The organism is Streptomyces sp. NPDC058678, assembly GCF_042714835.1.
Lineage (GTDB): Bacteria > Actinomycetota > Actinomycetes > Streptomycetales > Streptomycetaceae > Streptomyces.
Window position 1 is genome coordinate 180,836 of sequence record NZ_JBHXSG010000004.1, and the last position, 21,162, is coordinate 201,997.

Here is a 21,162-nt window from a genome sequence, read left to right on the forward strand (position 1 = left end):
CCTCACTTGAGGGTCACCTCCCAGGTGTCGACGGCGTAGTGGACTCCCATCCCGCCCCGCGCGTACAACTCGGGCGCCCCGGTGGCGTTGGCGGTGTCCACGCCGAGTCCCACGGCGTCCCGTCCCCGCCCGGTGAAGGCGGCGAACGCGTGCCGGAGCAGGAACCCGCCCAGCCCTCGCCCCCGGGTTTCGCGCACCACGCCGATACTGCGGATCCACCCCATGGCCTCGCGGTCGTCACGGGCGATCAGGAACCCCACGTCCCCGAGGTCGTCGGTGCTGATGATCCACACCAGTGACCAGTCGAGCCGCTCGCCGTCGACGTCGTGCAGCCACTGGCCGTACGCGCGCGGCTGGAAGTCGAAGTGCTCGGCGAACGCGGCCTGGTAGAGCTCGTGCACGCGCGTCCGGTCCGCCTCGGCCTCGCAGGACCGCACCCGCACCCCGGCGGGCGCCGTCGGCGGCGGCACCTCGCCGGGACCGAGGGCCCGCCGCAGCACGTGATACCGCCGTACGACCGTCCACCCCCGCGCGCGGAGCAGCCCGGTGTCCAGCGTGGGCGCCACGTTGAGATGCAGATGCACCACGGCCCGCTCGGCACCGTTGCCACGCGCCTTGTGCAGCGCCCTGGCCTCCATCGCCTCCAGGATCCGTGCCCCGGCCGGCTGGTGATCGGGCAGCACGTAGTGGTCGGCGTCGATGCGTTCACCCTTCGACTCGTCCCACAGCAGCCCGTACGCCACCAGCCGGTTTCCGTCGAAGGCCAGCCAGGAGTCGTGCTCCAGATCGGTCTCCGGATGCCTGAGATCGGCTTCGACCGTGTGCAGATCGGTCTCGCCCCGGCCGATCTCCATCACGTCGACGGCGTTGAGCAGATCGGTGATGACCGGGGCGTCGGCGAGTGAGGCAGGGCGCAGCAGCGAGGACATGGGGTCAGGGTCCGGCGGAGGAGGGGCCGCCGCAACGGATTTTCGGGGCGCGGCGTGCCACTGCGCCCTGTGCTGTGGAAAGGGTGATGGGCGGGCCCGGGCCGGACGCCCGCCGGGCGGCCCGTCCGGCACGGGCGCTGCCAGGGCCATCCCCTGCAGCAGACAGGCCGGCAGGTCCTCGGCGAGGTGCGATGGCTGCCGGCGTCGTCGGGCCGTTCGTCGCACCCGGCGTCCGGGGCGCGCGGACCGTCAGCCCGCGCGCCCGCGGTGGTGGTCAGGCGATGTGGTGGACGAGCTGGTTGGTCAGTTCGTAGCGGGCGCCGACGACGGCCAGCTGACCGGCGCTCACCTTCGCCGCGAGATCCGGTTCGGCGGCGAGCTGGGTGCGGACGGCCCGGATGTTGGCGTCGATGGTGGAGTCGACGCGGGCGTCGCCGCTCTTGGCGCGGTCGATGTTCGGCGCTATCCGGTCGGCCAGATACTGGATGTGGGCGGGCAGTTCCTCGCCGGAGATGTCCGCCTGGACGGCGGCCTTCACGGCACCGCACGACTGATGGCCCAGCACCACGACCAGCGGGATCCCGAGTTCGAGGACACCGAACGCGACGCTGCCGAGCACGGCCTCGTCCAGGACCTCCCCGGCGGTGCGCACGGTGAGCAGATCACCGAGGCCCTGGTCGAAGACGAGCTCCGGCGGTACCCGGGAGTCGACACACCCGAGGACGACGGCGAACGGCTGCTGCCCCGACGTCAGACTCTGCCGGACGGAGGGGGCTTCGTCCGGGTGCCTCTCCCGGTAGGTGCGCCAGCGCAGGTTGCCCGCCGCCAGTTCCCGCAGGGCTTCTTCGGGAGTGCCGGGACGACGGCTCGTGCCGCGGCTCGCGGCGGAGGCGGGGGCGGCGCCCAGGGTGACGCCGGTCCCGAGGGCCGCGGCCCCGGTCAGCCCGGCGCGCAGGAAACCGCGGCGAGCGGGACGGGCCGCGGCGAACCGTGCCCGGGCGGAGGTGGCCGGCTGCAGGCCGGAGGGTCTGAGGGGGGTGTCTTCGGTCTTCACGGAGAGGAACGTATGTCCGAGTCGCAGATTGATCCTTCGCGTTACCCAACCATGGCCGGACGGGGGAAAGTCATCAGCGGATCTTGGCCTGCTCTTGGGGTTACCCAGCGCTTGCCTTGACCTGCCGGGCGGCCGCTGATCGAGGACGGGCGTTTCCCGTGTGCCGCGCGCGAACTCGGGCAGCAGCTGTGACGTGCGCCGGACGATCGGCGCGGTACAGGTCATGTCGGGAGAAAGGCGGCAGCGTGGTCGAGGCGAGGCCCGAGGGGCAGTCCAATCCGCCGAGCAGGGGAAGCATCCCGAAATCAGTCGCGAACCTGCCGCAGCAGGTCCGGGAGGAGCTGGGCCGACGGCTCCGCCGGAACCGGGGTGCCTTTCGTGAAGAGGACGTCCAGGTCGTCGAACTGCCGCTGCTGAAGCGCGCGGTCGGCGCCTCCGCGCTCGGCAACTGCATGGAGTGGTTCGACTTCGGCGTCTACAGCTACCTCGCCGCCACCATCGGAAAGGTCTTCTTCCCGGGCGCCTCACCGGCCGCCCAGGTGGTCTCGTCCTTCGCGACCTTCGCCGCGGCGTTCGTCGTCCGGCCCCTCGGCGGCCTCGTGTTCGGCCCGCTGGGCGACCGGATCGGCAGGCAGAAGGTGCTCGCCACCACCATGATCATGATGGCGGCCGGCACCTTCGCCATCGGCCTGATCCCCAGTTACGACACCATCGGCATCGCGGCCCCGGTGCTCCTGCTGCTCGCCCGCATGGTCCAGGGCTTCTCCACCGGCGGCGAGTACGGCGGCGCCACCACCTTCGTCGCCGAGTACTCCCCGGACCGCCGCCGCGGCTTCCTCTCCAGTTGGCTCGACTTCGGCACCTTCACCGGCTACGCCCTCGGCTCCGCCCTGGTCACGGTGCTGAACCTGCTGCTCAGCGATGCCGAGATGGTTTCCTGGGGCTGGCGCCTGCCGTTCCTGATCGCCGGGCCGCTCGGTGTCATCGGCCTCTACATGCGGCTCAAGCTGGAGGAGTCCCCGGCGTTCCAGCAGCAGTTGGACGAACACGAGAAGAACCTCGCCCAGGAGTCGGCGGGCGGCGAGCTGCGCACCATCGTCAAGGACCACTGGCGGCCGCTGCTGATCTGCATGGGCCTCGTGCTGCTCTACAACGTGACCAACTACATGGTCACCGGGTTCCTGCCCACCTATCAGACGGAGACGCTGCACCGCTCCAGCGGCTCCGCCGACGTCCTGGTGCTGATCGGCATGGTGTGGATCGTGCTGCTGATCACCTTCATCGGGCGGTTCAGCGACCGTGTCGGCCGACGGCCCGTCTACGCGGTCGCGGCCGCCGCGATGATCGTCCTCGCCGTCCCGTCGTTCCTCCTCATCAAGGCGGACGGAACCTGGGCGCCGATCCTCGGCGTACTGATCCTCTCCACCCTGCTGGCCTGCTTCGCCGCTCCGAGCGCCGCCACCCTGCCCGCCCTGTTCCCGACCGCCGTCCGCTACGCGGCCATGGGCATCGGCTTCAACTTCGCCGTCGCCGCCTTCGGCGGGACCACACCGCTGGTGACCGAGGCGCTGGTCAGCGTCACCGGCAATGACCTCGTGCCGGCCTACTACCTGATGCTGGCCGGTGTCATCGGCCTCGTGACGGTGAAGTTCCTGCCGGAGACTGCCCAGGTCCCGCTCAACGGCTCGCAGCCGATGGTCGGATCGCGGGAGGAGCAGCGGGAACTGATCAGTACCTCCACGGACCTGTACCGCGTCGAACGCCGACACACCGGGGTCCGCTGACGACGCGGTGGGTGCAGGGCCGGTCAGTGCGGGCCCCTGCTTCACGGCGCCGTCCCCGCCCCTGCTCCCCGTCGACGACCTGACCGAGCCCCGCCGTCGCCCCACGGCGCCGGCGCGGCCCGGCGCTGTTCAACGCGGCCGGGCGGATCCACCGGGGCTGCTCGGTCATGGCCTGACGTCGAAGGCCAAGTCGGGCACTGCATTTCAACCAACCTGACCGGAGAAAAGGTGCGGTCCTCTTCCTGATGGTGTCCTTTCGCAGGCCGAGCGGCCTGGAGTGCGGGCACCTGAGCGCGTGAAATGAGTCAGCTGCGGAATTCGAATCACGCGAAATTCGAATTCGTGCCCCCACACAGGCCGCACCGAGCATGACTCCGGTGTGCCCGCCCACGCCCGCGATCTGGATGGTCGGCCGCTCGAAAGAATCAGGTGCGCGGCGAGGACAGCGAAGAAGGTGCACAGTGCCACGGCATTCCCCATGGCTCGGCGGGCCGTGGTCCTCTCCGGAAACGAACCCCCGATCACCCGGAACGACGATCGGTGTCCCATGGTCCCGCCTGTCAGTCGCTGCGCCGCGCCCACCGTCGATCCGGAGCGAGAGCCACGGCCGCCGCGGGCGGCGGGTTTCTGCTGTACGTCCTGCTGTCCGGTTTCGTGCCCGGCCTGATGAACAGTTCCCCGAGTGGCCACCTCACCCTCGGACTGGCTCTGGGTCTCGGGCAGTTCGCGCTGATGGCCGTGATCGTATGGCGTCGTCTCGTCCATATGCGGACCCGCGTGGCACCGGCCGTCCGCGGCCTGCGCGGTCTCGCCCGTCACCAGGAGGAGGCAGCGGCCCGAGGACGAGCGGCGGCCCGGCCGCCCGTGGCCCCCCGCGCGGGGGAGTACCGCCCGTGGTGACGACCGGCGCCGCGGTCGCGGACCGCTTCAGCCTGCGGTGTGGACCAGAGGTTTCGAGCCCTTTGGACCGAGAAGTCGTACAGGAGTGGGCCGACTTGCAATCGGCCCGTTCCCGTCCGTTCCTTTGAAGCCGGATGGTGAATGTGTGGAGTTTTCGTTCCCTGGCCATGCCGAGGTGGTGCGCAGGTTGTGCGGTACGGCTCCGAAAAGCTTCGGCGCTCGATGCGGACTTGCCACAACTTCTCTGGTGCAGTACTCAGGTGAATCATGAATTTGTTCAGCCGTGGCACCTCGTTCCGCCGCCCGGAGTCCGCTGCCGCTCCCATGGCGCCCACCGCGTCACGGGCTGCCGCCTCCGCAGTTCTTCCGGATCCCGCTCTGGCGTCTCTCACCGGGGAATGGGTCATCGACCCCGCGCACAGCAGGATCGGCTTCTCCGTCCGGCACGCCATGGTGACCACGGTGCGCGGAGCCTTCACGGAATACCAGAGCCGCCTGTACTTCGACGGCCGTGACCCGGCCCGCTCGCAGGCCGAAATCATCCTGAACACCGCCAGCGTCGACACAGGTGTCGAACAACGGGACGCCCACCTGGCCGGTCGCGACTTCCTGGACGCCAGGAACCACCCACGCATGCGGTTCACCAGCACCGCCGTGCAACTCGCGGGCACCGACGTCTACCGCATGACCGGCGACCTCACCATCAAGAACAGCACCCGCCCCGTCGTCCTGGAACTGACCTACATAGGCCACGTCACCGACCCCTTCGGATACGAGCGCGTCGGCTTCGACGGCACCACCACCATCAACCGCTCCGAATGGGGTCTGACGTACAGCACCAAACTGGCCGAAGGCGGCGCGATGGTGAGCGAGAAGGTGCGTCTCCAGTTCGACATCGCCGCTATCCGTACGCCGCCTGTCGGCTGACGGACCCGTCCGGTCACCAGCGCAGCGGCAGTCCGGCGAGGTGGTCGTCGAGCAGACCGGAGACGATCCGGTGGTCGTTGAGCGAGGGGTGCCAGTCACAGCCGAGGAAGTCCAGGCCGGGATCGTCGTAGTACCAGTGGCGGACCCGGTTGTCGCCCCGCCGGTTGCGCTCCTGGACGATGCGCCGGGTGGCCTCGGCGAACGCGGTGGTGTTGTAGAGGTGGGTGGCGCTGACCACGAGGAAGGTCCTGGGGCCGTACCGGGCGCGCAGCTTGTCGAGGAAGCCCTGGTAGGCGGTTTCGTAGGCGGCGACCAGATCGTCCTCCGTGGTCCAGCGCTCGCCGGGATTGAGGGGCGTGGAGAAGTCGTTGATGCCCAGACCGACCACGACGACCTGTGGCCGCCAGGTGCCCGGATTCGACCACACGTCGCCGGCGACGTTCAGCAGGGCCCGGTCGTAGTACGTGCGGAAGTCGGCCTCGGGGCTGCTGCCGTTGTAGTTGCGGACCATGCCGCGGCCGGAGAAGGCGTTGATCTGGTAGTCGGCGTCGAGGCCCCGGGCGGTGAGGGCGCCGAAGGCGAGGTCGGCGTTGCTGTTCCGGTTCACTCCTCCGTTGCCCGAACAGTCGCGCGTGCCGGAGACGTTGCCGTAGCCGGCGGTGAAGGAGTCGCCGATGAACTCGATCTGTCTGCTCCGCGCCCGAGGTCTCGGGAGGATCGCGCCTCCGGACGCGGCGACGAACCCGCCGAACCGGCCCGCGGCCCACGGGCTTTCGGTGCGCTTGACGAGCCGCACGGTGTGCTCTGTGTCGGAGAGGCCGTCGACCCGGGAGACGGTGCGGCCCGGGGTCACCAGGGTGCCGTGCGTCGTTCCGTCGATCTGGACGTCGTAGTCGTTGTCGGAGTCGTCGAGGACGATGCCGACCCCGGTCCCTCGGAACCGACCCTCGAAGTAGACGCCGGGCCACGTGTATTGCACCAACCCGTCGGCGGCGCTCTTGACCCGGCCCGCCGTGTGGTACCGGGTCCGCGCGCCGGACGCCCGCGCGGGAGCGGCGACGGCGGTGACGACGCCCGCGGCGGCGGCCGTGACCAACGTTCTCCTGGACAAGCGACCAGGCGTGTGCATGGGGCCTCCTCGGTCAGGTGGAGAGGATCCCCTGTTGTGGGAGCGCTCCCACGGCAGGGGTGCTATCGAAGGTGACCGTCACACACGCCCCCGTCAACCCCTCGGGAACACATCTTCGCCGTCTCAGGCGAGCAGCCCGGAGCCCCGCGGACGGCGACCCCCATGAGATCGTTGGCGCCGACCGGGGAGACACCGGCTCGCCCGGGTCATGCGGCACCGATGTCCGGATGCCGAGCCGGTCGGCCGTGACGACGATGGAGGGAGAGCCAGGGCAGGGCCCGAAGCAGGCAGGGAGACCGGTGACACCGTGCACGCGGGACACGGGAACCCGAGGGCCCGCCCGACGCATCATGAACGCGACCCGAACGACGAGCGAGTCGGAGCCGGACGGCTCCGACAGACACGAGGGGTCGGCACGCGCCCTGGCCCGGCTCGCCCTGCTGTGCGTTGCCGGTGCCGTCGCGGCGGTGGTGGCCGGCGCGGGCCAGTGGCTGATCCTGCTGGTCGGCCTGGCCGGACTCGCCCTGGCCGGTGCCGGCGTGTGGTGGGCCCTCGCGCACCGGGGCGTGGCGCGCCTGCTCGGTGCCCTGCTGGCCCTGGCCGCGCCCCTGGGCGTCCTGGTCCTGTACGCCGTATCGGGCCTGTGGGTGGTGGCGGTGGCCGCGCTCGGCTCGTGGGTGGCGGCACTTGCCTGTGCCAGGAGCGCGCTGCGCCGCCTGCGCACGCCGCACGGCACACGCTCCCGTTCGGCCCGGCCGCCCCGACGACCCGTACTGATCATGAACCCGCGCTCCGGGGGCGGGAAGGTCGGACAACACGGGCTGGTCGAGCGGGCCGAGGCGCTGGGCGCCCGGGTGATACTGCTCGACCTCGACGCCGACCCGGATCCGGTGGCTCTGGCCCGACGGGCCGTGGCCGAGGGCGCGGATCTGCTCGGCGTGGCCGGCGGTGACGGTACGCAGGCCCTGGTGGCGGGAGTGGCGGCCGAGCACGGTCTGCCGTTCGTGGTCCTGGCCGCCGGAACACGCAACCACTTCGCCATGGACCTGGGCCTGGACCGCGAGGACCCGGCGAGCGGCCTGTACGCCCTCTCGGACGGCGTGGAACTCAGTGTCGACCTCGGTGACGTGGCCGGGCGGCCGTTCGTCAACACGGTCTCGTTCGGTGCGTACGCGGAGATAGTGCAGAGCCCGGACTACCGGGACGCCAAGGCGGCCACCGCGCTCGACCAGCTGCCGGACCTGCTGGTGGGCGACGCCGGCACGGCCCTGGAAGTCCAGGCCGACGACGCCCGTGTGCACGCCCCGCAGACCCTGCTGGTGAGCAACAACCCCTACGGACGGGCCGATCCCCTCGGCGGTGGACGAAGACCGCGGCTCGACGGGGGAACGCTGGGCGTGATCGCGATCCGGGTGGACAGCGCCGCGCAGGCCGCCGAACTGGCGCTGCGCGGCGAGCGGGCCAGCAGCATCACAGCGCTGACGTCGCGTCGCGTGGTCGTCGAGGCCGACGAGGAGCTGATCCCGGTGGCCGTCGACGGCGAAGCGCTCACCCTGCGCCCTCCCGTGGTGTGCACGGTGCGGCCCGGCGCACTGCGCGTGCGCGTACCCAGACACCGTCCCGGCGCCGCGTACGTCGCCCCGTCCGTCGACTGGCGGCGCGTGGTCCGCCTCGCGCTCGGCCACACCCTCCTTCCGTCCCGCAAGAACCAGGAGCAGAGCGATGCTTGACCGCCCGCTGCCGGAACCTCGGGCCCAGCGAGGCCTGATGCGTGATCTCGCCGCCCTCGACCAGGCGCTCTACGAGGCCGTGACGGTCACCCAGACGCCCACGCTCGACTCCGCCCTGCGGCGGCTGTCCGCGGCGGCGGACCACTCCAAGATCTCCTTCGTGGTCGCCGGGTTCCTCGCCCTGCGTCCCGGTCGGTCCCGTCGCGCCGCCGCCCTCGGCCTCGCGGCCGTCGGCGTCGCCTCGACGACCGCCAACCTGCTCGGCAAGCGCCTGGTTCGTCGGCCACGACCCCACCGCGCCGAGGACTCACCGTTTCCGGGCAGGCACGTGCCCATGCCGGAGTCCGCGTCCTTCCCCTCGGGCCACACGGCCTCGGCCGTCGCCTTCGCCGCGGCCGTCGGGCCCGCGTTCCCGGCCGCCACGGTTCCCCTCGGCCTGCTGGCCTGCGCGGTGGGCTACTCACGGATCCACACCGGCGTGCACTACCCGGGAGACGTCGTCGCCGGGGCCGTACTGGGAACCGGGGCGGCGGCCGCGGTCCTCGCCGCCGCCCGCTGGGACGACTGAGCAGCACGCGTTGCGCGTGCGCAACGCGGACACCCCGGCCATGCGGCCGGGGTTGTCGGGCGGACTGGGGCGGGGCGCCGGCCGCCTTCGACAGGCGCCGGCCGCCTTCGACACCACCCGCGTGGCACGGACCTTGTCCGCGAGCTCCGCAGTGGCCTTGGCGATACCGGCGATGTCGATGTCACCGGCGTTCTTGATGACCGGGTCATGCGCCCGTGCCGTCGTCGATGACGGCCAATTCGGCGCCGACCTCAACGGTCTCGTCCTCGGCGACCTTGATGTACGCCGGAACACCGGCGGCGGGGAAGGGGAGCTCGGTGTCGACCTTGTCGGTCGACACCTCGAGCACCGGCTCGTCGGCCTCGACGCGCCACCGTGCCGATGACCGGACTGCTCGACGGCCCGATGCCGAGGAGTGAGCGCGCCCTTCGCATGGCGGCAAGGATGGCGAGTGTGCGGAGCGCAACCTCCGGGCGGTTCGGGAGTCTTCCTTTCCGGGGGTTGCCATGGCGGCGGAGCACCAGATCGCATACTTCCTTCGGGAGTTGGGCGCAACGGAAGCGGACCCACAGCGGCGCGCGGCGGCGGCCAAGGGGCTGGGCAGGATGGGCCGGATCGAGCATGCCGTCCACCTCGCGCGGGCCGCGGGCGATCGGGAGCCCGCGGTGCGGGCCGCCGCGGCCCAGGGGCTCGGCCGGCTCGGCGCGGCGGAGACCGGCGCCGACGTGCTGCCGGGGCTGATGGGCGATGAGGACCCGGACGTACGGCGCAGGGCGTCCCTCGCGGCGATCCGGCTGGGGCTGCGCGGCCGCACCGTGACCGAGGCGTTCACACGGCTGCTGCGTGACCCGGACCGCCATGTGCGGATCAACGCACTGGTAGGGCTGGAGGCGTTGGACATCCCGTACGACGTTCCCGCTCTGGTCGACCTGCTCGGTGATCCGGACGAGGCGGTGTGGGGACGCGCCGGCACGCTGGTGTACCGCTGGGCCGGTGATCCCGCTGTCAGGGCGCAGGTGATCCGGACGGCGAGGGACGGCGTGGGCGCCGCCCGGGCCCGGGCCCTGGACATGCTGCCGGCGCGCTGCACCGAACCGCTTCTCGACTCCCTCCTCGCGGGACTGCGAGACCCGTCCCCGCAGGTACGGACCGCGGTGGCGAGGCGGCTGTTCCACGCCGATTCCGGCACGGTGGGCGACGCGCTGGCCGCCGCCGTCGAGGACGAGCGGGAGCCGGAGGTCGCGGCGCTGCTGCTCAGTGGCCTCGCCCGGAGGGGAGACGAGCGGGCGACCGGCCCGGCGGTGCGATGGCTGCGCGATCCGCTCGCCGGCCCGGCGGCCGCGCGCGCCCTGGGCGGCCTCGACACCCCGGACGCCGCCGAGCACCTGCGCACGGCACTCGACGACCCGACCTTGCCCGGCGCCACCCGAGCGGCCGCCGCCGTGGCCGTCGGGGAATCGGGGGCGTGGGACGCCGTATGGCAGCTGCTCCCCCTCCTCGACGATCCCGACGCCACCACTCGCGCCGGTGTCGTCGACGCCCTGGGTGCGTCGATCGACGGCGGGCTGCGGCTGTGGGAGCGCCACCCGGTGGCCTGGGCGCTCGCCGATCACCTGACGTCCGACGGAGCCGACGTCTGGCGGACCCGCAACGCGCTCGACGGCCTGGCCCAAGCCCTGCCCTCGATACGGCGCCTGGCCGACGGCGCCCCCTCCGGGGAGGTCAGGGCCGCCGCGCTGTCGCTCCTGGACGCGGACGACGCCACCGACACCAACTCCCGCAAGGACGTACGCCGCTTCGTGCGGGGACTCGACGACCCGCACGAGGCCGTCCGCTACCAGGCCGCGCTCGGCCTCACGCGCTGGACGACAGCCACGCGGGAGCCGCCACCGGACAGCGCGGGGCTCCGCGAGCGCCTGCACGCCCTCACCGTGGACGACTCCCCTCGGCTCCGCCGGGCCGCCACCGACGCGCTCGCGGCCCTGGCCCCCGGCACCGGCGGATGACCCGCAGCGACCGCCGACGCGGCGGGCCGGGGGCCGGACTCGTCGCGGGCGGTCATGGCCATCGGGAGAACCGGGGGAGTGGGGACCCAGGTGGAAGCCGGAGGCGCAGTGACAGCCAGGGCCCGGCCGGCCCCGCGGTCGCCTGGGGCGATCGCTGCGGGACGACAGCCTGTTCTGAGGTGAACCGCGCAGACAGGCCGGACCGCTGCCGGCGGCACTAGCCCTGCGTGACGTCCTTGAGGAACACGATGCCGTCGCTGCCCGCCAGGTGGGCCGGGTCGAGCGGGGCGTAGCCGAACCAGGGGGATACGCGGGGCGCGGGCGGCGTGTCGCCGAGGGCGGTGGCCAACCGTGGGGCGTCGATGACGTAGCGGTCCTCCGGGAGCGCGTACAGGAGTCCCTCGACGGTGTCCGGCGGTGGCGTGTCCACTCCCCGGTGCCCGATGGTGCCGAGGGCCGTGGCCACGAAGGCGTACCCCTCGCCGAGCCGGGCGCTCACGAGCGCACCGGCGCTCCACCACTCCAGCGGCATCCCGCCCATCCGCATCGTGCTCTTCTCCCGCTGGAGGTGGCTGTTGTGGGCGTGGACCAGCGCAGGGCCCCGCTCGGCGAGGGCCAGGAGGTTGTCGGCCATCATCTGGTCCCGCACACTCACCAGCCGGGTCATGCGGACCGGTGAGGTGTCGGCCATCCAGTGGTGGTAGCGCAGCAGGCCGGTGGCGGTACGTCCGTACAGGCGCGCCCGGTCCCAGTCGTCCCGTGAGGTCGCCGTGATCAGGTGCGGCGACTGCGCGTCGAGCAGCGCCACCAAGTGGTCGGCGAGCAGCCGCAGTTCCTCGGCCTCGCCCGACTGCCCCACGGACTCGGCCGGGTCCGTCATGGCGGCGGGATTCGTCCACCGGTCGTCGGCGCCGAGCAGGCGGTCGAGCCTTTCCCCGGCGCAGGGGAGCAGGTCCGCGTCCACGTGGGCCACGAGGTAGCCGTGGAGTGCGGTGAGGGCCTGCCGGGGGCTCGCGGCGCCGGTGATCTCCAGCGGGCCGTCGACACCGGCGAAGCGGAGCCGCTCGGAGGCGGGCCGGCCGTCGTTGAACGCCCGTATCCACCGCACGAGTTCGCGGTTGGCCGCGGACGCTCCCCACCCGTGGCTGAATCCGCGCTCCATGGCCTCGTCGAGGGTGCCCGTGCCCGAGGTGACGTGGTCGTCCACGACCAGGCCCATCAGGCAGTCGCTCTCGATCGCGATCGTCCGGTATCCCTCCTGCTCGACGAGCTGCCGGAACAGGTCGTTGCGCAGGTCGAGCAGAGTGTCCTCGCCGTGGGTGGGCTCTCCCAGTGCGAGGAGCCGCGGCCGGGCCGGAAGCAGCTTCATGACGGCGGCGGCCTCGACGGCATGGGCGGTGTCCCTGATGTCAGTAGGCATGCCTTGAACGGTATCGTTGAACCCTCGGTGGAAACCTGGCCGCGGTATCGCCGCGATATCGTGGGAACCGTGGGACGAAACCTTCAAAGCAGTATGCAGCTGAGGCCGATCGATCTGGCGCGCGGGCACGGTCTGTCCACGCAGGCGATCAGGAACTACGAGGAGGCGGGCATCCTTCCGGCCGCCGATCGCACGCCCCACGGCTACCGCACTTATACGCGGCTGCACGTGCGGGCCCTGAGTGCGTTCCTCGCCCTGGTGCCCGGCCACAGCCATCAGACGGCGACCTCGATCATGCGGGCCGTGAACCGGGGCGCGGTCGATGAGGCGTTCCGCCTCATCGACGAGAGCCACGCCCAGCTGCTCGACGACCGGCGGACACTCCAGGCCGTGGAGAGCGCCCTCCGCGACCTGGTGCCCACCGAGGCGTCCGGCCCCGACACCGTGTCCGGCCCCGACCTCGTGTCCGAGCCGACCGCGGTGTCCGGGGCCGGCGGCATGTTCATCGGGCCGCTGGCGGGGCGCCTCGGAGTCCGGCCCGCGACGCTGCGCAAGTGGGAGCGGGCCGGGCTGGTGCACCCGCGCCGTGACCCGCTGACCGGGTACCGCGTCTACGACGAGGCCGACGTGCGGGACGCCCGGCTTGCCCACCAACTCCGGCGGGGCGGTTACCTGTTGGAGCAGATCGCCCCGCTGATCGCCCAGGTGCGTGGGGCCGGCGGGCCGGCGCCGCTGGAGGCCGCTCTGTGCGACTGGCGCGGCCGGTTGTCCATCCGCGGGCGGGCGATGCTGGCCGGGGCCGCCGAGTTGGAGGCGTACCTCCGCGAGCGCGGATGACACTTCGTCGGCCGGCCGAGGAGACCAAGGGGCATCAACGGGTCCGATTCGTACGTGAGGCGCCACCGCCTTCCAGGTCAACTGTCCCGGACCCTTGACTCGGAAACCGGGAGTCGCGATCCTCGTCGCATATCTTGCGCCGGTCATGACAATCCAGCCCTTCGGGTCCCCGGACGGTCTGGCACCTCGACCGCGCCATCCCGCAGACCGAGGGACGTGGGTAGTGACCATGGCCGGACGCCCGTACCACCGACGCAAAGACGTCACCGTCGTGTCGCTGCTCCTCCTCGTGCTGGCCATGACCCTCGGCCCCACGCCGAGTTCGGCGGCCGGAACCGACTGGTGGCTCCCGACCGCACGACCCGCGCCGGACTCCCAGATCAACGTCACCGGTGAGCCGTTCACGGGCACCAACGCCCAGGGCGAGGTGCGAGGATTCATCGACGCGCACAACCACCTGATGTCGAACGAGGCCTTCGGCGGCCGGCTCATCTGCGGCAAGACGTTCTCCGCGGCGGGCGTCGCCGACGCGCTCAAGGACTGTCCCGAGCACTACCCCGACGGCTCGCTCGCGCTCTTCGACTACATCACCCACGGCGGTGACGGCAAGCACGACCCGGTCGGCTGGCCGACCTTCAAGGACTGGCCGGCCTACGACTCGATGACCCATCAGGCGAACTACTACGCCTGGGTGGAGCGCGCCTGGCGCGGCGGGCAGCGGGTACTCGTCAACGACCTCGTCACCAACGGCATGATCTGCTCCATCTACCCGTTCAAGGACCGCAGTTGTGACGAGATGACGTCGATCCGCCTCCAGGCGAAGCTGACGTACGACCTCCAAGCCTACATCGACAAGATGTACGGCGGCACCGGCAAGGGCTGGTTCCGGATCGTGCTCGACAGTGCGCAGGCGCGTGAGGTCATCAAGCAGGGCAAGCTGGCGGTCGTCCTGGGCGTCGAGACGTCCGAGCCGTTCGGCTGCAAGCAGGTCCTGGACATCGGGCAGTGCAGCAAGGCCGACATCGACGCGGGGCTGGACGAGCTGTACGGGCTCGGCGTGCGCAGCATGTTCCTGTGCCACAAGTTCGACAACGCGCTGTGCGGGGTCCGCTTCGACGAGCACGGCCTCGGAACGGCCATCAACGTCGGCCAGTTCCTGTCGACCGGCACCTTCTGGAAGACGGAGAAGTGCACCGGCCCCCAGCACGACAACCCCATCGGGGGAGCCGCGGCGCCCGAGGCCGAGGCGGACCTCCCGGCGGGCGTGGAGGTCCCCTCGTACGAGGCGGACGCGCAATGCAACGTCCGCGGGCTCACCGAACTCGGTGAGCACGCGGTACGCGGCATGATGAAACGCAAGATGATGCTCGAGATCGACCACATGAGCGTCAAGGCCACCGGCCAGGCGCTCGACATCTTCGAGGCCGCGAACTACCCCGGCGTGCTGTCCTCGCACAGCTGGATGGATCTCAACTGGACCGAGCGGGTCTACTCCCTCGGTGGCTTCGTCGCCCAGTACATGCACGGCTCCGAGGAGTTCGGCGAGGAGGCCGAGCGCACCGACGCGCTGCGTGACAAGTACGGCGTCGGCTACGGCTACGGCACCGACTTCAACGGCATCGGCGACCACCCCGCCCCGCGCGGAGCCGACGCCGCCAACAAGGTCACGTACCCCTTCAAGAGCGTCGACGGCGGCTCGCTGATCGACAAGCAGACCGTCGGCACGCGCACCTTCGACTACAACACCGACGGCGCCGCCGACGTCGGCCTGGTCCCCGACTGGATCGAGGACATCCGGCTCGTCGCCGGCCAGGACGTGGTGGACGACCTCTTCCGGGGCGCCGAGTCCTACCTCGGCACCTGGGGCGCGTCCGAGCAGCACCAGGCGGGGGTCAACCTCGCCAAGGGCGCCCGCACCACGGCCAGTTCATCGGAGTCCAACCCGTTCACGAGTTACGCGTCCGGCCAGGCGGTGGACGGCGACGGGGACACCCGTTGGGCGAGTGACTGGAGCGACGACCAGTGGCTGCAGATCGACCTGGGCGCCACGAACCGGGTCGGACGGGTCACCCTCGACTGGGAGCGCGCCTACGGGAAGTCGTACCGCATCGAGCTGTCCACCGACGGCGTGAGGTGGCAGACCGCCTGGTCCACGGCCTCCGGCGACGGTGGTCTGGACACGGCCCGCTTCACCGGCACCCCGGCCCGCTACGTGCGCGTCCTGGGCCTCGACCGCGGCACCGACTGGGGATACTCACTCCAGGAGGTGGGCGTCCACAGCAGCTGACGCCCCACCGGTCACGAGCACCAGGACAGGACGCGCATATGGCTCGGATGCCGTTGGCCGAACGGCGCCGACAGCTGACGGAGGCGGCGATCAAGGCGATGGCCCGGGACGGCGTCGCGAAAACGACGACCCGGTCCATCGCCGCCGAGGCGGGCGTGTCCCTGAGCGTCTTCCACTACTGCTTCGACTCCAAGCAGACCCTGATCGAGTCGGTCGTCACCACCATCACCGACCACTACGTGACCCTGGTGAAAGAGGCCCTGCGGCCCAGGGCCACGCTGGAGGAGACCGTCCGGGCGGGCTTCCAGGCGTACTGGGACCACGTCCGCGCCCACCCCGACGAGCACATGCTCACCTACGAACTCACGCAGTACGCCCTGCGTCAGCCGGAGTTCGAGCATCTGGCGCGACGCCAGTACGAGCTGTACGCCGACGCGTACACCGAGCTCATCGACCAGTTGCGCCGGGACATGGACCTGCGACTCCGCGTGCCCGTTCCCGTACTGGCCCGCTACCTGGCCGCCATGACCGACGGCCTGACCCTCAACTACCTCGTGCTCGGCGACGCGACCATGTGGACGGACATCCTCGACACCGTCACCGCCCACATCGCCGGCCTGGTCCAGGACGATCCGTAGAAGCGTGTCGAGGTCGGTGGCTCGGCACCTGTCGGCGGGGCTTCGCGGCCTGACAAGCGAGCGTCACCTGGCAGACCTCGAAGCCGTCGGAAACGGGGCTACAGGGTCAGCGCCTCGCGGCGGGCGTTGCGGGCACCAGAGATCGCTCGATCAGCCCGTGACCCTCTTGCCGTCAGTGATTACCGATGGGTGCTTGGCTTCGGCAGGATGGAAGCATGACCGAGATCCGCACCCCCCCCGCCTCCTCCTCCGTCGCCCCGCCTCCTCCGTCGCTGGCATGACGACGACCTCGTGCCCATGGCGGACATCAACGCGGACCCGCGCGTCATGCACTGGATCGACGACGGCTCCGTGCGTGACCTGGAGCAGACCGCGGAGGACATCGAGCGGTGGGAGGAGGAGTGGGACGAGGAGGGTTTCGGTCTCTTCGCCGTGGAGTTGTCGGCCTCGGGTGAACTGGCCGGCTTCGGGTCTGTCCGTGCCCGATTTCCTGCCGGAGGCAGGATCCGCCGTGGCGATCAGCTGGCGGCTCGGCTCACAGTTCTGGGGTCAGGGGTACGCCTCCGAGGCCGCCCACGCCACCCTGGAGTTCGCGCTCCAGGACCGCGGCCTCGACCGGGTCATCAGCATCAACCGCGTGGGTGACGACGACTCCGAGAACGTCATCCGCAAGCTCGGCATGGTCCGGGAGCGCGAGATCGAGCACCCGGTGTTCGGCTTTCTGCTGCGCGTCCACAGCATCGATCTCACCGAGTTCGACGCGTGAGTCGCCGACGACCGGACCACCCGTACCTGGCCCACATCGAGGCCTCCCGCCACCGCTTCGACGCCTGACATTGACACCTGGAGCGCATGCTCGGTCCACTACTGACGCAGTTCGAGCGAAAGATGCTCGGACAGCGAGCGCAGGAGGGCGGGCGCGTCGAAGATCTCGCCGGCGGAGGCCACGCCGACCGCCCTGGTCTGCCCCGTGAGGATGCGGTGGACGGCTTCCACCGCGAGCGGCGCGCTGACCGCGTAGATGTCCTGGCCTCTCGCCACGGCCCGCCGCTCGGCACCGCCGGAGCGTACGACGACGTCGACGAGGAAGGTCTGCGAGGAGCGCCCCCGCTCGTCGACCGCGGCCGGCGTCGGTGTGTCCGGGGCCGACAGGTCCCTGGCAGCCTCACTCGTCATGTACGTGCGTACCTCGGGGATGGACAGGTGGCGGGGAATGGTGACGACGTCGGCCATCGTGAACTCCCCGATGACGGCCCGGGTGCCCATCGGCTCGGGAAACGACCAGGTGAGCAGCGGTGGGGCGTCATCGCGATACTCCAGCCGCCCGTTCGTGTAGACGACACGTCGGCCGTTCCGCCGTTGTCTGGAGACCTTGCCCGCGGTGCGGGTCCCGGCGGTGGGGAGCCAACTGTTCAGTCCGTAGGCGATGTGCGCCTCGTCCGCCGTCGTCCAGTCGCCCATCGCCGCGGTGGCCAGGAGGTCGCCGAGGCCGCCGAAGAAGGCCATCGCAGGGACGATCACCGCCCCCGCGGCGCGGGCACGGTCAGTGAAGTGCGCGAACGTGTCGACGTTGGCCTCGATCTCGGCCGCCACGTCCACATACGGGATCCCGGCGCGCAGTGCCGCCTCGATCACGGGGGCGGCGGTCGTGGCGAAGGGCCCGGCGGCGTTGATCACGGCCGCCGCACCGTCCAGCGCGCGGTCGAGCGAGGCCGCGTCGTCGACCGACGCCGGCCGGACCTCGAGTCCGGGTCCGGACGCCGCGAGTGCCCGCAGCTTGTCGGCGTCGCGGCCGGAGAGAACCGGGACGCAATCGCGAGCCCGCAACTCCGCCACCACGAACCGCCCGGTGTGCCCGTACGCGCCGAACACCACTACCTTGCGTCCCGACTCCATGATTTCTTCCCCCTGCGTTCGAATGATCAGCTACGGACATCCTGCCGAGGGCTGCCGCCGCACCGTGAGTGTCCGGAACGCCATGCTGCGTACAATTACGGACATGAGTACTGTCGCGCTGGCCGTCACCGACGGGATGCTGCACTTCGAACTGGCCGTGGCGTCCGAGGTGTTCGGCGCCGCTCCGGTCGGCGTGACCGGCCCCTGGTACGACGTGGCCGTCTGCGGATCGGGCGCTGTGCGGGTCGGCCGGTTCCGGCTCGAGCCCGACCATGGTCTCGACCGGCTCCAGCGCGCCGACACCGTGATCGTCCCCGCCTGGGCGGACGTCGACGAGGACCCGCCCGCCGACCTGGTCGGCGCGGTGCGTGCGGCCCACGAGGCAGGCGCGAGGGTGGCCTCCCTCTGCACGGGCGCGTTCGTGCTCGCCGCAGCCGGCCTGCTGGACGGCAAGCGGGCGACCACGCACTGGGCGCACACCGAGGTCCTGGCCGCCCGCTACCCCCGGGTGGCGGTCGACCCGGACGTGCTCTACGTGGACAACGGCACCGTGCTCACCTCCGCCGGAAAGGCCGCCGCGCTGGACCTGTGCCTGCACCTCGTCCGTCTCGACCACGGCTCGTCGATCGCCAACGCCGTCGCCCGCCGCCTGGTCGTGCCGCCGCACCGGGCCGGCGGCCAGGCCCAGTTCGTGGCCGCCCCGGTGCCCACCCGGGACGACCATCCGCTCGCCGCACTGTTCCCCTGGGTGATCGAACGCCTTGACCAACCGCTGACCGTGGCGGACCTGGCATGCCAGGCACGGATGAGCTCACGCAACCTGGGCCGCCACTTCAGGGCGGCGACCGGCACCACACCGCTGCAGTGGATGCTGACCCAACGAATCCGCCGCGCCCAGGAGTTGCTGGAGACCACCGACGACAGCGTCGACGCCGTCGCGACAGCGACCGGCATGGGCACCGCCACGACGCTGCGCCGCCATTTCCACCGCACCGTCGGCGTGCCCCCCGACACCTACCGTCGCACCTTCCGCGACACCGAAGGCCCTGAGCCGGCGTACGCCTGAGATGTCCTTCTCGTAGGCAGCCTGTCACCCGGTTCGGCGACGACCGTCCGTGTCCGCGTCGACGCGTGGGCGCGGTGAACCGTTCTGCGGCATCCCATGGTGGGTCCTCGCACCGCGGATCGTGGGACTCCTCCGACGAACGGTCCGGTTGGCCGGTGATGACCGGAGCCCCATGCCCTCAAGGCGGCGCGACGGACGCCCAGGCACGACTCAGGGCCGCGTCAGCCACCCCGACGACTCCGAGGCTGACGGGTCGTCAGCCATACGCTCGCGCCCGGTGCGACGTCGACTTCGCGCGGCGGGCGGAACCCGAGGGGCCGCAACTGCTCCACGTGGCGGGCGGAGATCGTGACCGCGACGGCGGCGGCGGTCTCGTCGTCGACGGCGCGCAGTCCCGGGGCCAGCAACTCGGCGACCACGGTACGGTCCCAGGCTTCCGTGTCGTCCGGCGCGCAGACGGTCACCACCGTCCAGTGCGGCTCGCCGGGACCGGCCGCCTTCAGCGCCGTCGACAGGACCGGGTTCTCCGGCAGGCAGATGTCGAGTTCACGGGAGATGAGGCTGCTGTAGCGCATGTCGGGAGGTTCGGTCCCGGTGCCGGGCGGCAGCCAGACAGCGGCCGCGAGGAGTGCGCCGTCCGCCCGCTCGGCCACCCACACCTGGCCCTCTTCGAGAGCGTGATGGGCCAGCATCAACCGCATGGCGCGCTGTGCCTGCTCCCAGTCCGTGGCGAGGCCGCCCGAGCCCGGGACCGACTGCCGGGACAGGGCCGGAGGCGGGGCGAACAGGCGCACCACGGCGGGTACGTCCACCAGTCCCGCCGCGCGGACGGTTGTACGAGGGCGCAGCTGAAGAGTCGTCATGTTCGTGTTCTCTCTGTCAGATTGCCCGGCTCGTGCCGGACATGTCGACGCCGACCGGGCGTAGCAGCCCGGTGCGTGGCGCCCCGGAGCGCAGGAGTCGGACGGGTCGCAGGCCCGGCGCGGGCTCGGGTGCCGGCTGGTGCGGTGCGCGCGGCTGGTCGTGGTCGGCGTGCTGAAGATCGCGATCGCCAGAGCGGTCCGGATGGCCATGGAGGGGCTGGGGGCGGCTGAGCAGGGTCACGCCGCGCACGGCCGCCGCGGCACCGGCGAGCGCGAGCAGGGTGCCCGTTTCGCCGTACAGGAAGCCCTCACCGAGCAGGGTGATGCCGATGGCGGACGCGGTCACGGGGTTGACGAGGGTGAGCAGGGCGAGGGGACCGCCGAGCCCGCTGCGGTAGGCCTTCTGGGAGAGCAGCAGCCCCGCCACGGCGAACGCGACGGTCAGGGCCGCGACCAGCGCCACGCTCCAGGAGAGCGTCGGCTCGACCGCGAGTTTCTGCGCCAGCGTGGAGCCGACCCCGGAGGAGATGCCGGAGGCCGCCGCGAGCGCGAGGCCGCCCGAGGCGGAGCGGTCCGAGGCGAAGCGGATGAGTGCCGCGAGGACAGCGGCGGCGGCGAGCGAGAGCACGAGAATCTCGCCGGCACGCAGGCTGTCTTCCGGCGCGTTGCCCGAGGCGGTGACCGTCAGCAGCGCGGTCAGCCCGACGAGGGTGAGGGCCATGCCCTGCCATTGGGTGACCGAGGTCCGGCGGCCGGTGACCAGCGAGCTCAGCGGTACCGCCACCACGAGACTCAGTGCCCCGAGCGGTTGCACCAGGGTCAGCGGCCCGTACCGCAGGGCGACCACGTGCAGCAACGCGCCGGTGGCGTTGAGGGCCACGGCCCACCACCACGAGCTGCGGAGCAGCGCGCCGCGCACGCTCGCCGTGTTCGCGGCGGTCCGTTCCTGCACGACGGCGGCCGTCGCGTAGCAGATCGCGGACACCAGCGAGAGCGCGACGGCCAGCGACACCGGGGAGGCCGTCATCACGAGGCCCGGACGGCGGTCGGTGCCGGCTTGCTGCTGCGGTGGCTGGACACGGCCCGAGCTCCCATCGATACGAAACGGTTTCGTACGGGTACGCTACG

Annotated in this window: 17 protein-coding genes and 2 pseudogenes; 11 read left to right on the forward strand and 8 right to left on the reverse strand. The window is 71.4% G+C overall.

The features are described 5' to 3' along the window. Positions 1 to 2: 2 nt before the first annotated feature. Both ACFWWR_RS06530 and ACFWWR_RS06535 read right to left on the reverse strand, forming a co-directional pair. Positions 3 to 929, reverse strand: coding sequence for a GNAT family N-acetyltransferase (locus ACFWWR_RS06530; RefSeq protein ID WP_383865377.1), 927 nt, complete (start codon positions 927 to 929; stop codon positions 3 to 5). A gap of 274 nt (positions 930 to 1,203) precedes the next feature. Then, positions 1,204 to 1,983, reverse strand: a complete 780-nt coding sequence (locus ACFWWR_RS06535; protein ID WP_383865379.1) for a carbonic anhydrase — start codon at positions 1,981 to 1,983, stop codon at positions 1,204 to 1,206. Between the two features lie 245 nt (positions 1,984 to 2,228). Between ACFWWR_RS06535 and ACFWWR_RS06540 the strand changes: the two genes are divergently transcribed. The 3 genes from ACFWWR_RS06540 (at position 2,229) to ACFWWR_RS06550 (ending at position 5,594) form a co-directional block, all read left to right on the forward strand. Then, complete coding sequence (locus ACFWWR_RS06540) at positions 2,229 to 3,767, forward strand: MFS transporter (RefSeq protein WP_384302255.1); 1,539 nt, start codon at positions 2,229 to 2,231, stop codon at positions 3,765 to 3,767. Positions 3,768 to 4,307: 540 nt separating this feature from the next. Further along, the gene (locus ACFWWR_RS06545) at positions 4,308 to 4,667 is read left to right on the forward strand and encodes a DUF485 domain-containing protein (RefSeq protein WP_384302257.1); all 360 of its coding nucleotides are present in this window, start codon (positions 4,308 to 4,310) and stop codon (positions 4,665 to 4,667) included. Between the two features lie 267 nt (positions 4,668 to 4,934). Further along, positions 4,935 to 5,594 (forward strand): YceI family protein, encoded by a 660-nt coding sequence (locus ACFWWR_RS06550; protein WP_383865384.1) that lies wholly within the window; start codon positions 4,935 to 4,937, stop codon positions 5,592 to 5,594. Between the two features lie 13 nt (positions 5,595 to 5,607). Here the strand turns inward: ACFWWR_RS06550 and ACFWWR_RS06555 are convergent, their stop codons facing one another. Beyond that, positions 5,608 to 6,723, reverse strand: a complete 1,116-nt coding sequence (locus ACFWWR_RS06555; protein WP_383865386.1) for an SGNH/GDSL hydrolase family protein — start codon at positions 6,721 to 6,723, stop codon at positions 5,608 to 5,610. A 350-nt stretch (positions 6,724 to 7,073) separates the two neighbouring features. Between ACFWWR_RS06555 and ACFWWR_RS06560 the strand changes: the two genes are divergently transcribed. Together ACFWWR_RS06560 and ACFWWR_RS06565 are read left to right on the forward strand one after the other, a co-directional pair. After that, positions 7,074 to 8,453, forward strand: coding sequence for a diacylglycerol/lipid kinase family protein (locus ACFWWR_RS06560; RefSeq protein WP_384302259.1), 1,380 nt, complete (start codon positions 7,074 to 7,076; stop codon positions 8,451 to 8,453). Continuing rightward, positions 8,446 to 9,021: a phosphatase PAP2 family protein gene (locus ACFWWR_RS06565; RefSeq protein WP_383865390.1), complete on the forward strand. Its 576-nt coding sequence runs from the start codon at positions 8,446 to 8,448 to the stop codon at positions 9,019 to 9,021. The genes ACFWWR_RS06560 and ACFWWR_RS06565 overlap by 8 nt, the downstream gene beginning before the upstream one ends. A gap of 208 nt (positions 9,022 to 9,229) precedes the next feature. On the opposite strand, the pseudogene ACFWWR_RS06570 reads toward ACFWWR_RS06565, so the two are convergent. Beyond that, positions 9,230 to 9,391, reverse strand: a pseudogene (locus ACFWWR_RS06570) (biotin/lipoyl-containing protein); the annotation flags it as partial. A gap of 136 nt (positions 9,392 to 9,527) precedes the next feature. Between ACFWWR_RS06570 and ACFWWR_RS06575 the strand changes: the two are divergent. After that, a complete protein-coding gene (locus ACFWWR_RS06575) occupies positions 9,528 to 11,027 on the forward strand; it encodes a HEAT repeat domain-containing protein (protein ID WP_383865392.1) in 1,500 nt (499 codons plus the stop codon). Positions 11,028 to 11,244: 217 nt separating this feature from the next. Here the strand turns inward: ACFWWR_RS06575 and ACFWWR_RS06580 are convergent, their stop codons facing one another. After that, on the reverse strand, positions 11,245 to 12,447 hold the full coding sequence (locus ACFWWR_RS06580; RefSeq protein WP_383865394.1) for an erythromycin esterase family protein: 1,203 nt from the start codon (positions 12,445 to 12,447) through the stop codon (positions 11,245 to 11,247). Between the two features lie 69 nt (positions 12,448 to 12,516). Here ACFWWR_RS06580 and ACFWWR_RS06585 point away from each other — a divergent pair, with 69 nt between their 5' ends. The 4 genes and pseudogenes from ACFWWR_RS06585 (at position 12,517) to ACFWWR_RS06600 (ending at position 16,975) form a co-directional block, all read left to right on the forward strand. Next, positions 12,517 to 13,284: a TioE family transcriptional regulator gene (locus ACFWWR_RS06585; RefSeq protein WP_384302261.1), complete on the forward strand. Its 768-nt coding sequence runs from the start codon at positions 12,517 to 12,519 to the stop codon at positions 13,282 to 13,284. A gap of 229 nt (positions 13,285 to 13,513) precedes the next feature. Then, positions 13,514 to 15,571, forward strand: a complete 2,058-nt coding sequence (locus ACFWWR_RS06590; protein WP_384302263.1) for a discoidin domain-containing protein — start codon at positions 13,514 to 13,516, stop codon at positions 15,569 to 15,571. A 38-nt stretch (positions 15,572 to 15,609) separates the two neighbouring features. Continuing rightward, positions 15,610 to 16,209: a TetR/AcrR family transcriptional regulator gene (locus ACFWWR_RS06595; protein ID WP_383865400.1), complete on the forward strand. Its 600-nt coding sequence runs from the start codon at positions 15,610 to 15,612 to the stop codon at positions 16,207 to 16,209. A gap of 297 nt (positions 16,210 to 16,506) precedes the next feature. Further along, a pseudogene (locus ACFWWR_RS06600) lies at positions 16,507 to 16,975 on the forward strand (GNAT family N-acetyltransferase). A gap of 98 nt (positions 16,976 to 17,073) precedes the next feature. Here ACFWWR_RS06600 and ACFWWR_RS06605 read toward each other — a convergent pair. Then, positions 17,074 to 18,105: a saccharopine dehydrogenase family protein gene (locus ACFWWR_RS06605; RefSeq protein WP_384302265.1), complete on the reverse strand. Its 1,032-nt coding sequence runs from the start codon at positions 18,103 to 18,105 to the stop codon at positions 17,074 to 17,076. Positions 18,106 to 18,208: 103 nt separating this feature from the next. Between ACFWWR_RS06605 and ACFWWR_RS06610 the strand changes: the two genes are divergently transcribed. Beyond that, positions 18,209 to 19,171 (forward strand): helix-turn-helix domain-containing protein, encoded by a 963-nt coding sequence (locus tag ACFWWR_RS06610; RefSeq protein ID WP_383865404.1) that lies wholly within the window; start codon positions 18,209 to 18,211, stop codon positions 19,169 to 19,171. A gap of 221 nt (positions 19,172 to 19,392) precedes the next feature. Here the strand turns inward: ACFWWR_RS06610 and ACFWWR_RS06615 are convergent, their stop codons facing one another. Next, positions 19,393 to 20,034: a hypothetical protein gene (locus ACFWWR_RS06615; RefSeq protein WP_384302267.1), complete on the reverse strand. Its 642-nt coding sequence runs from the start codon at positions 20,032 to 20,034 to the stop codon at positions 19,393 to 19,395. 16 nt (positions 20,035 to 20,050) lie between these two features. Further along, on the reverse strand, positions 20,051 to 21,061 hold the full coding sequence (locus ACFWWR_RS06620; RefSeq protein ID WP_384302269.1) for a DMT family transporter: 1,011 nt from the start codon (positions 21,059 to 21,061) through the stop codon (positions 20,051 to 20,053). Between the last annotated feature and the right edge of the window lie 101 nt (positions 21,062 to 21,162).

Excerpts from the sequence above, each read along its gene's own strand:
- ACFWWR_RS06530 (WP_383865377.1), bottom strand. The coding sequence starts at position 929 with ATGTCCTCGCTGCTGCGCCCTGCCTCACTCGCCGACGCCCCGGTCATC.
- ACFWWR_RS06550 (WP_383865384.1), top strand. The coding sequence starts at position 4,935 with ATGAATTTGTTCAGCCGTGGCACCTCGTTCCGCCGCCCGGAGTCCGCT.
- ACFWWR_RS06555 (WP_383865386.1), bottom strand. The coding sequence starts at position 6,723 with ATGCACACGCCTGGTCGCTTGTCCAGGAGAACGTTGGTCACGGCCGCC.
- ACFWWR_RS06560 (WP_384302259.1), top strand. The coding sequence starts at position 7,074 with ATGAACGCGACCCGAACGACGAGCGAGTCGGAGCCGGACGGCTCCGAC.
- ACFWWR_RS06565 (WP_383865390.1), top strand. The coding sequence starts at position 8,446 with ATGCTTGACCGCCCGCTGCCGGAACCTCGGGCCCAGCGAGGCCTGATG.
- ACFWWR_RS06575 (WP_383865392.1), top strand. The coding sequence starts at position 9,528 with ATGGCGGCGGAGCACCAGATCGCATACTTCCTTCGGGAGTTGGGCGCA.
- ACFWWR_RS06580 (WP_383865394.1), bottom strand. The coding sequence starts at position 12,447 with ATGCCTACTGACATCAGGGACACCGCCCATGCCGTCGAGGCCGCCGCC.
- ACFWWR_RS06590 (WP_384302263.1), top strand. The coding sequence starts at position 13,514 with ATGGCCGGACGCCCGTACCACCGACGCAAAGACGTCACCGTCGTGTCG.
- ACFWWR_RS06595 (WP_383865400.1), top strand. The coding sequence starts at position 15,610 with ATGGCTCGGATGCCGTTGGCCGAACGGCGCCGACAGCTGACGGAGGCG.
- ACFWWR_RS06605 (WP_384302265.1), bottom strand. The coding sequence starts at position 18,105 with ATGGAGTCGGGACGCAAGGTAGTGGTGTTCGGCGCGTACGGGCACACC.
- ACFWWR_RS06610 (WP_383865404.1), top strand. The coding sequence starts at position 18,209 with ATGAGTACTGTCGCGCTGGCCGTCACCGACGGGATGCTGCACTTCGAA.
- ACFWWR_RS06615 (WP_384302267.1), bottom strand. The coding sequence starts at position 20,034 with ATGACGACTCTTCAGCTGCGCCCTCGTACAACCGTCCGCGCGGCGGGA.
- ACFWWR_RS06620 (WP_384302269.1), bottom strand. The coding sequence starts at position 21,061 with ATGACGGCCTCCCCGGTGTCGCTGGCCGTCGCGCTCTCGCTGGTGTCC.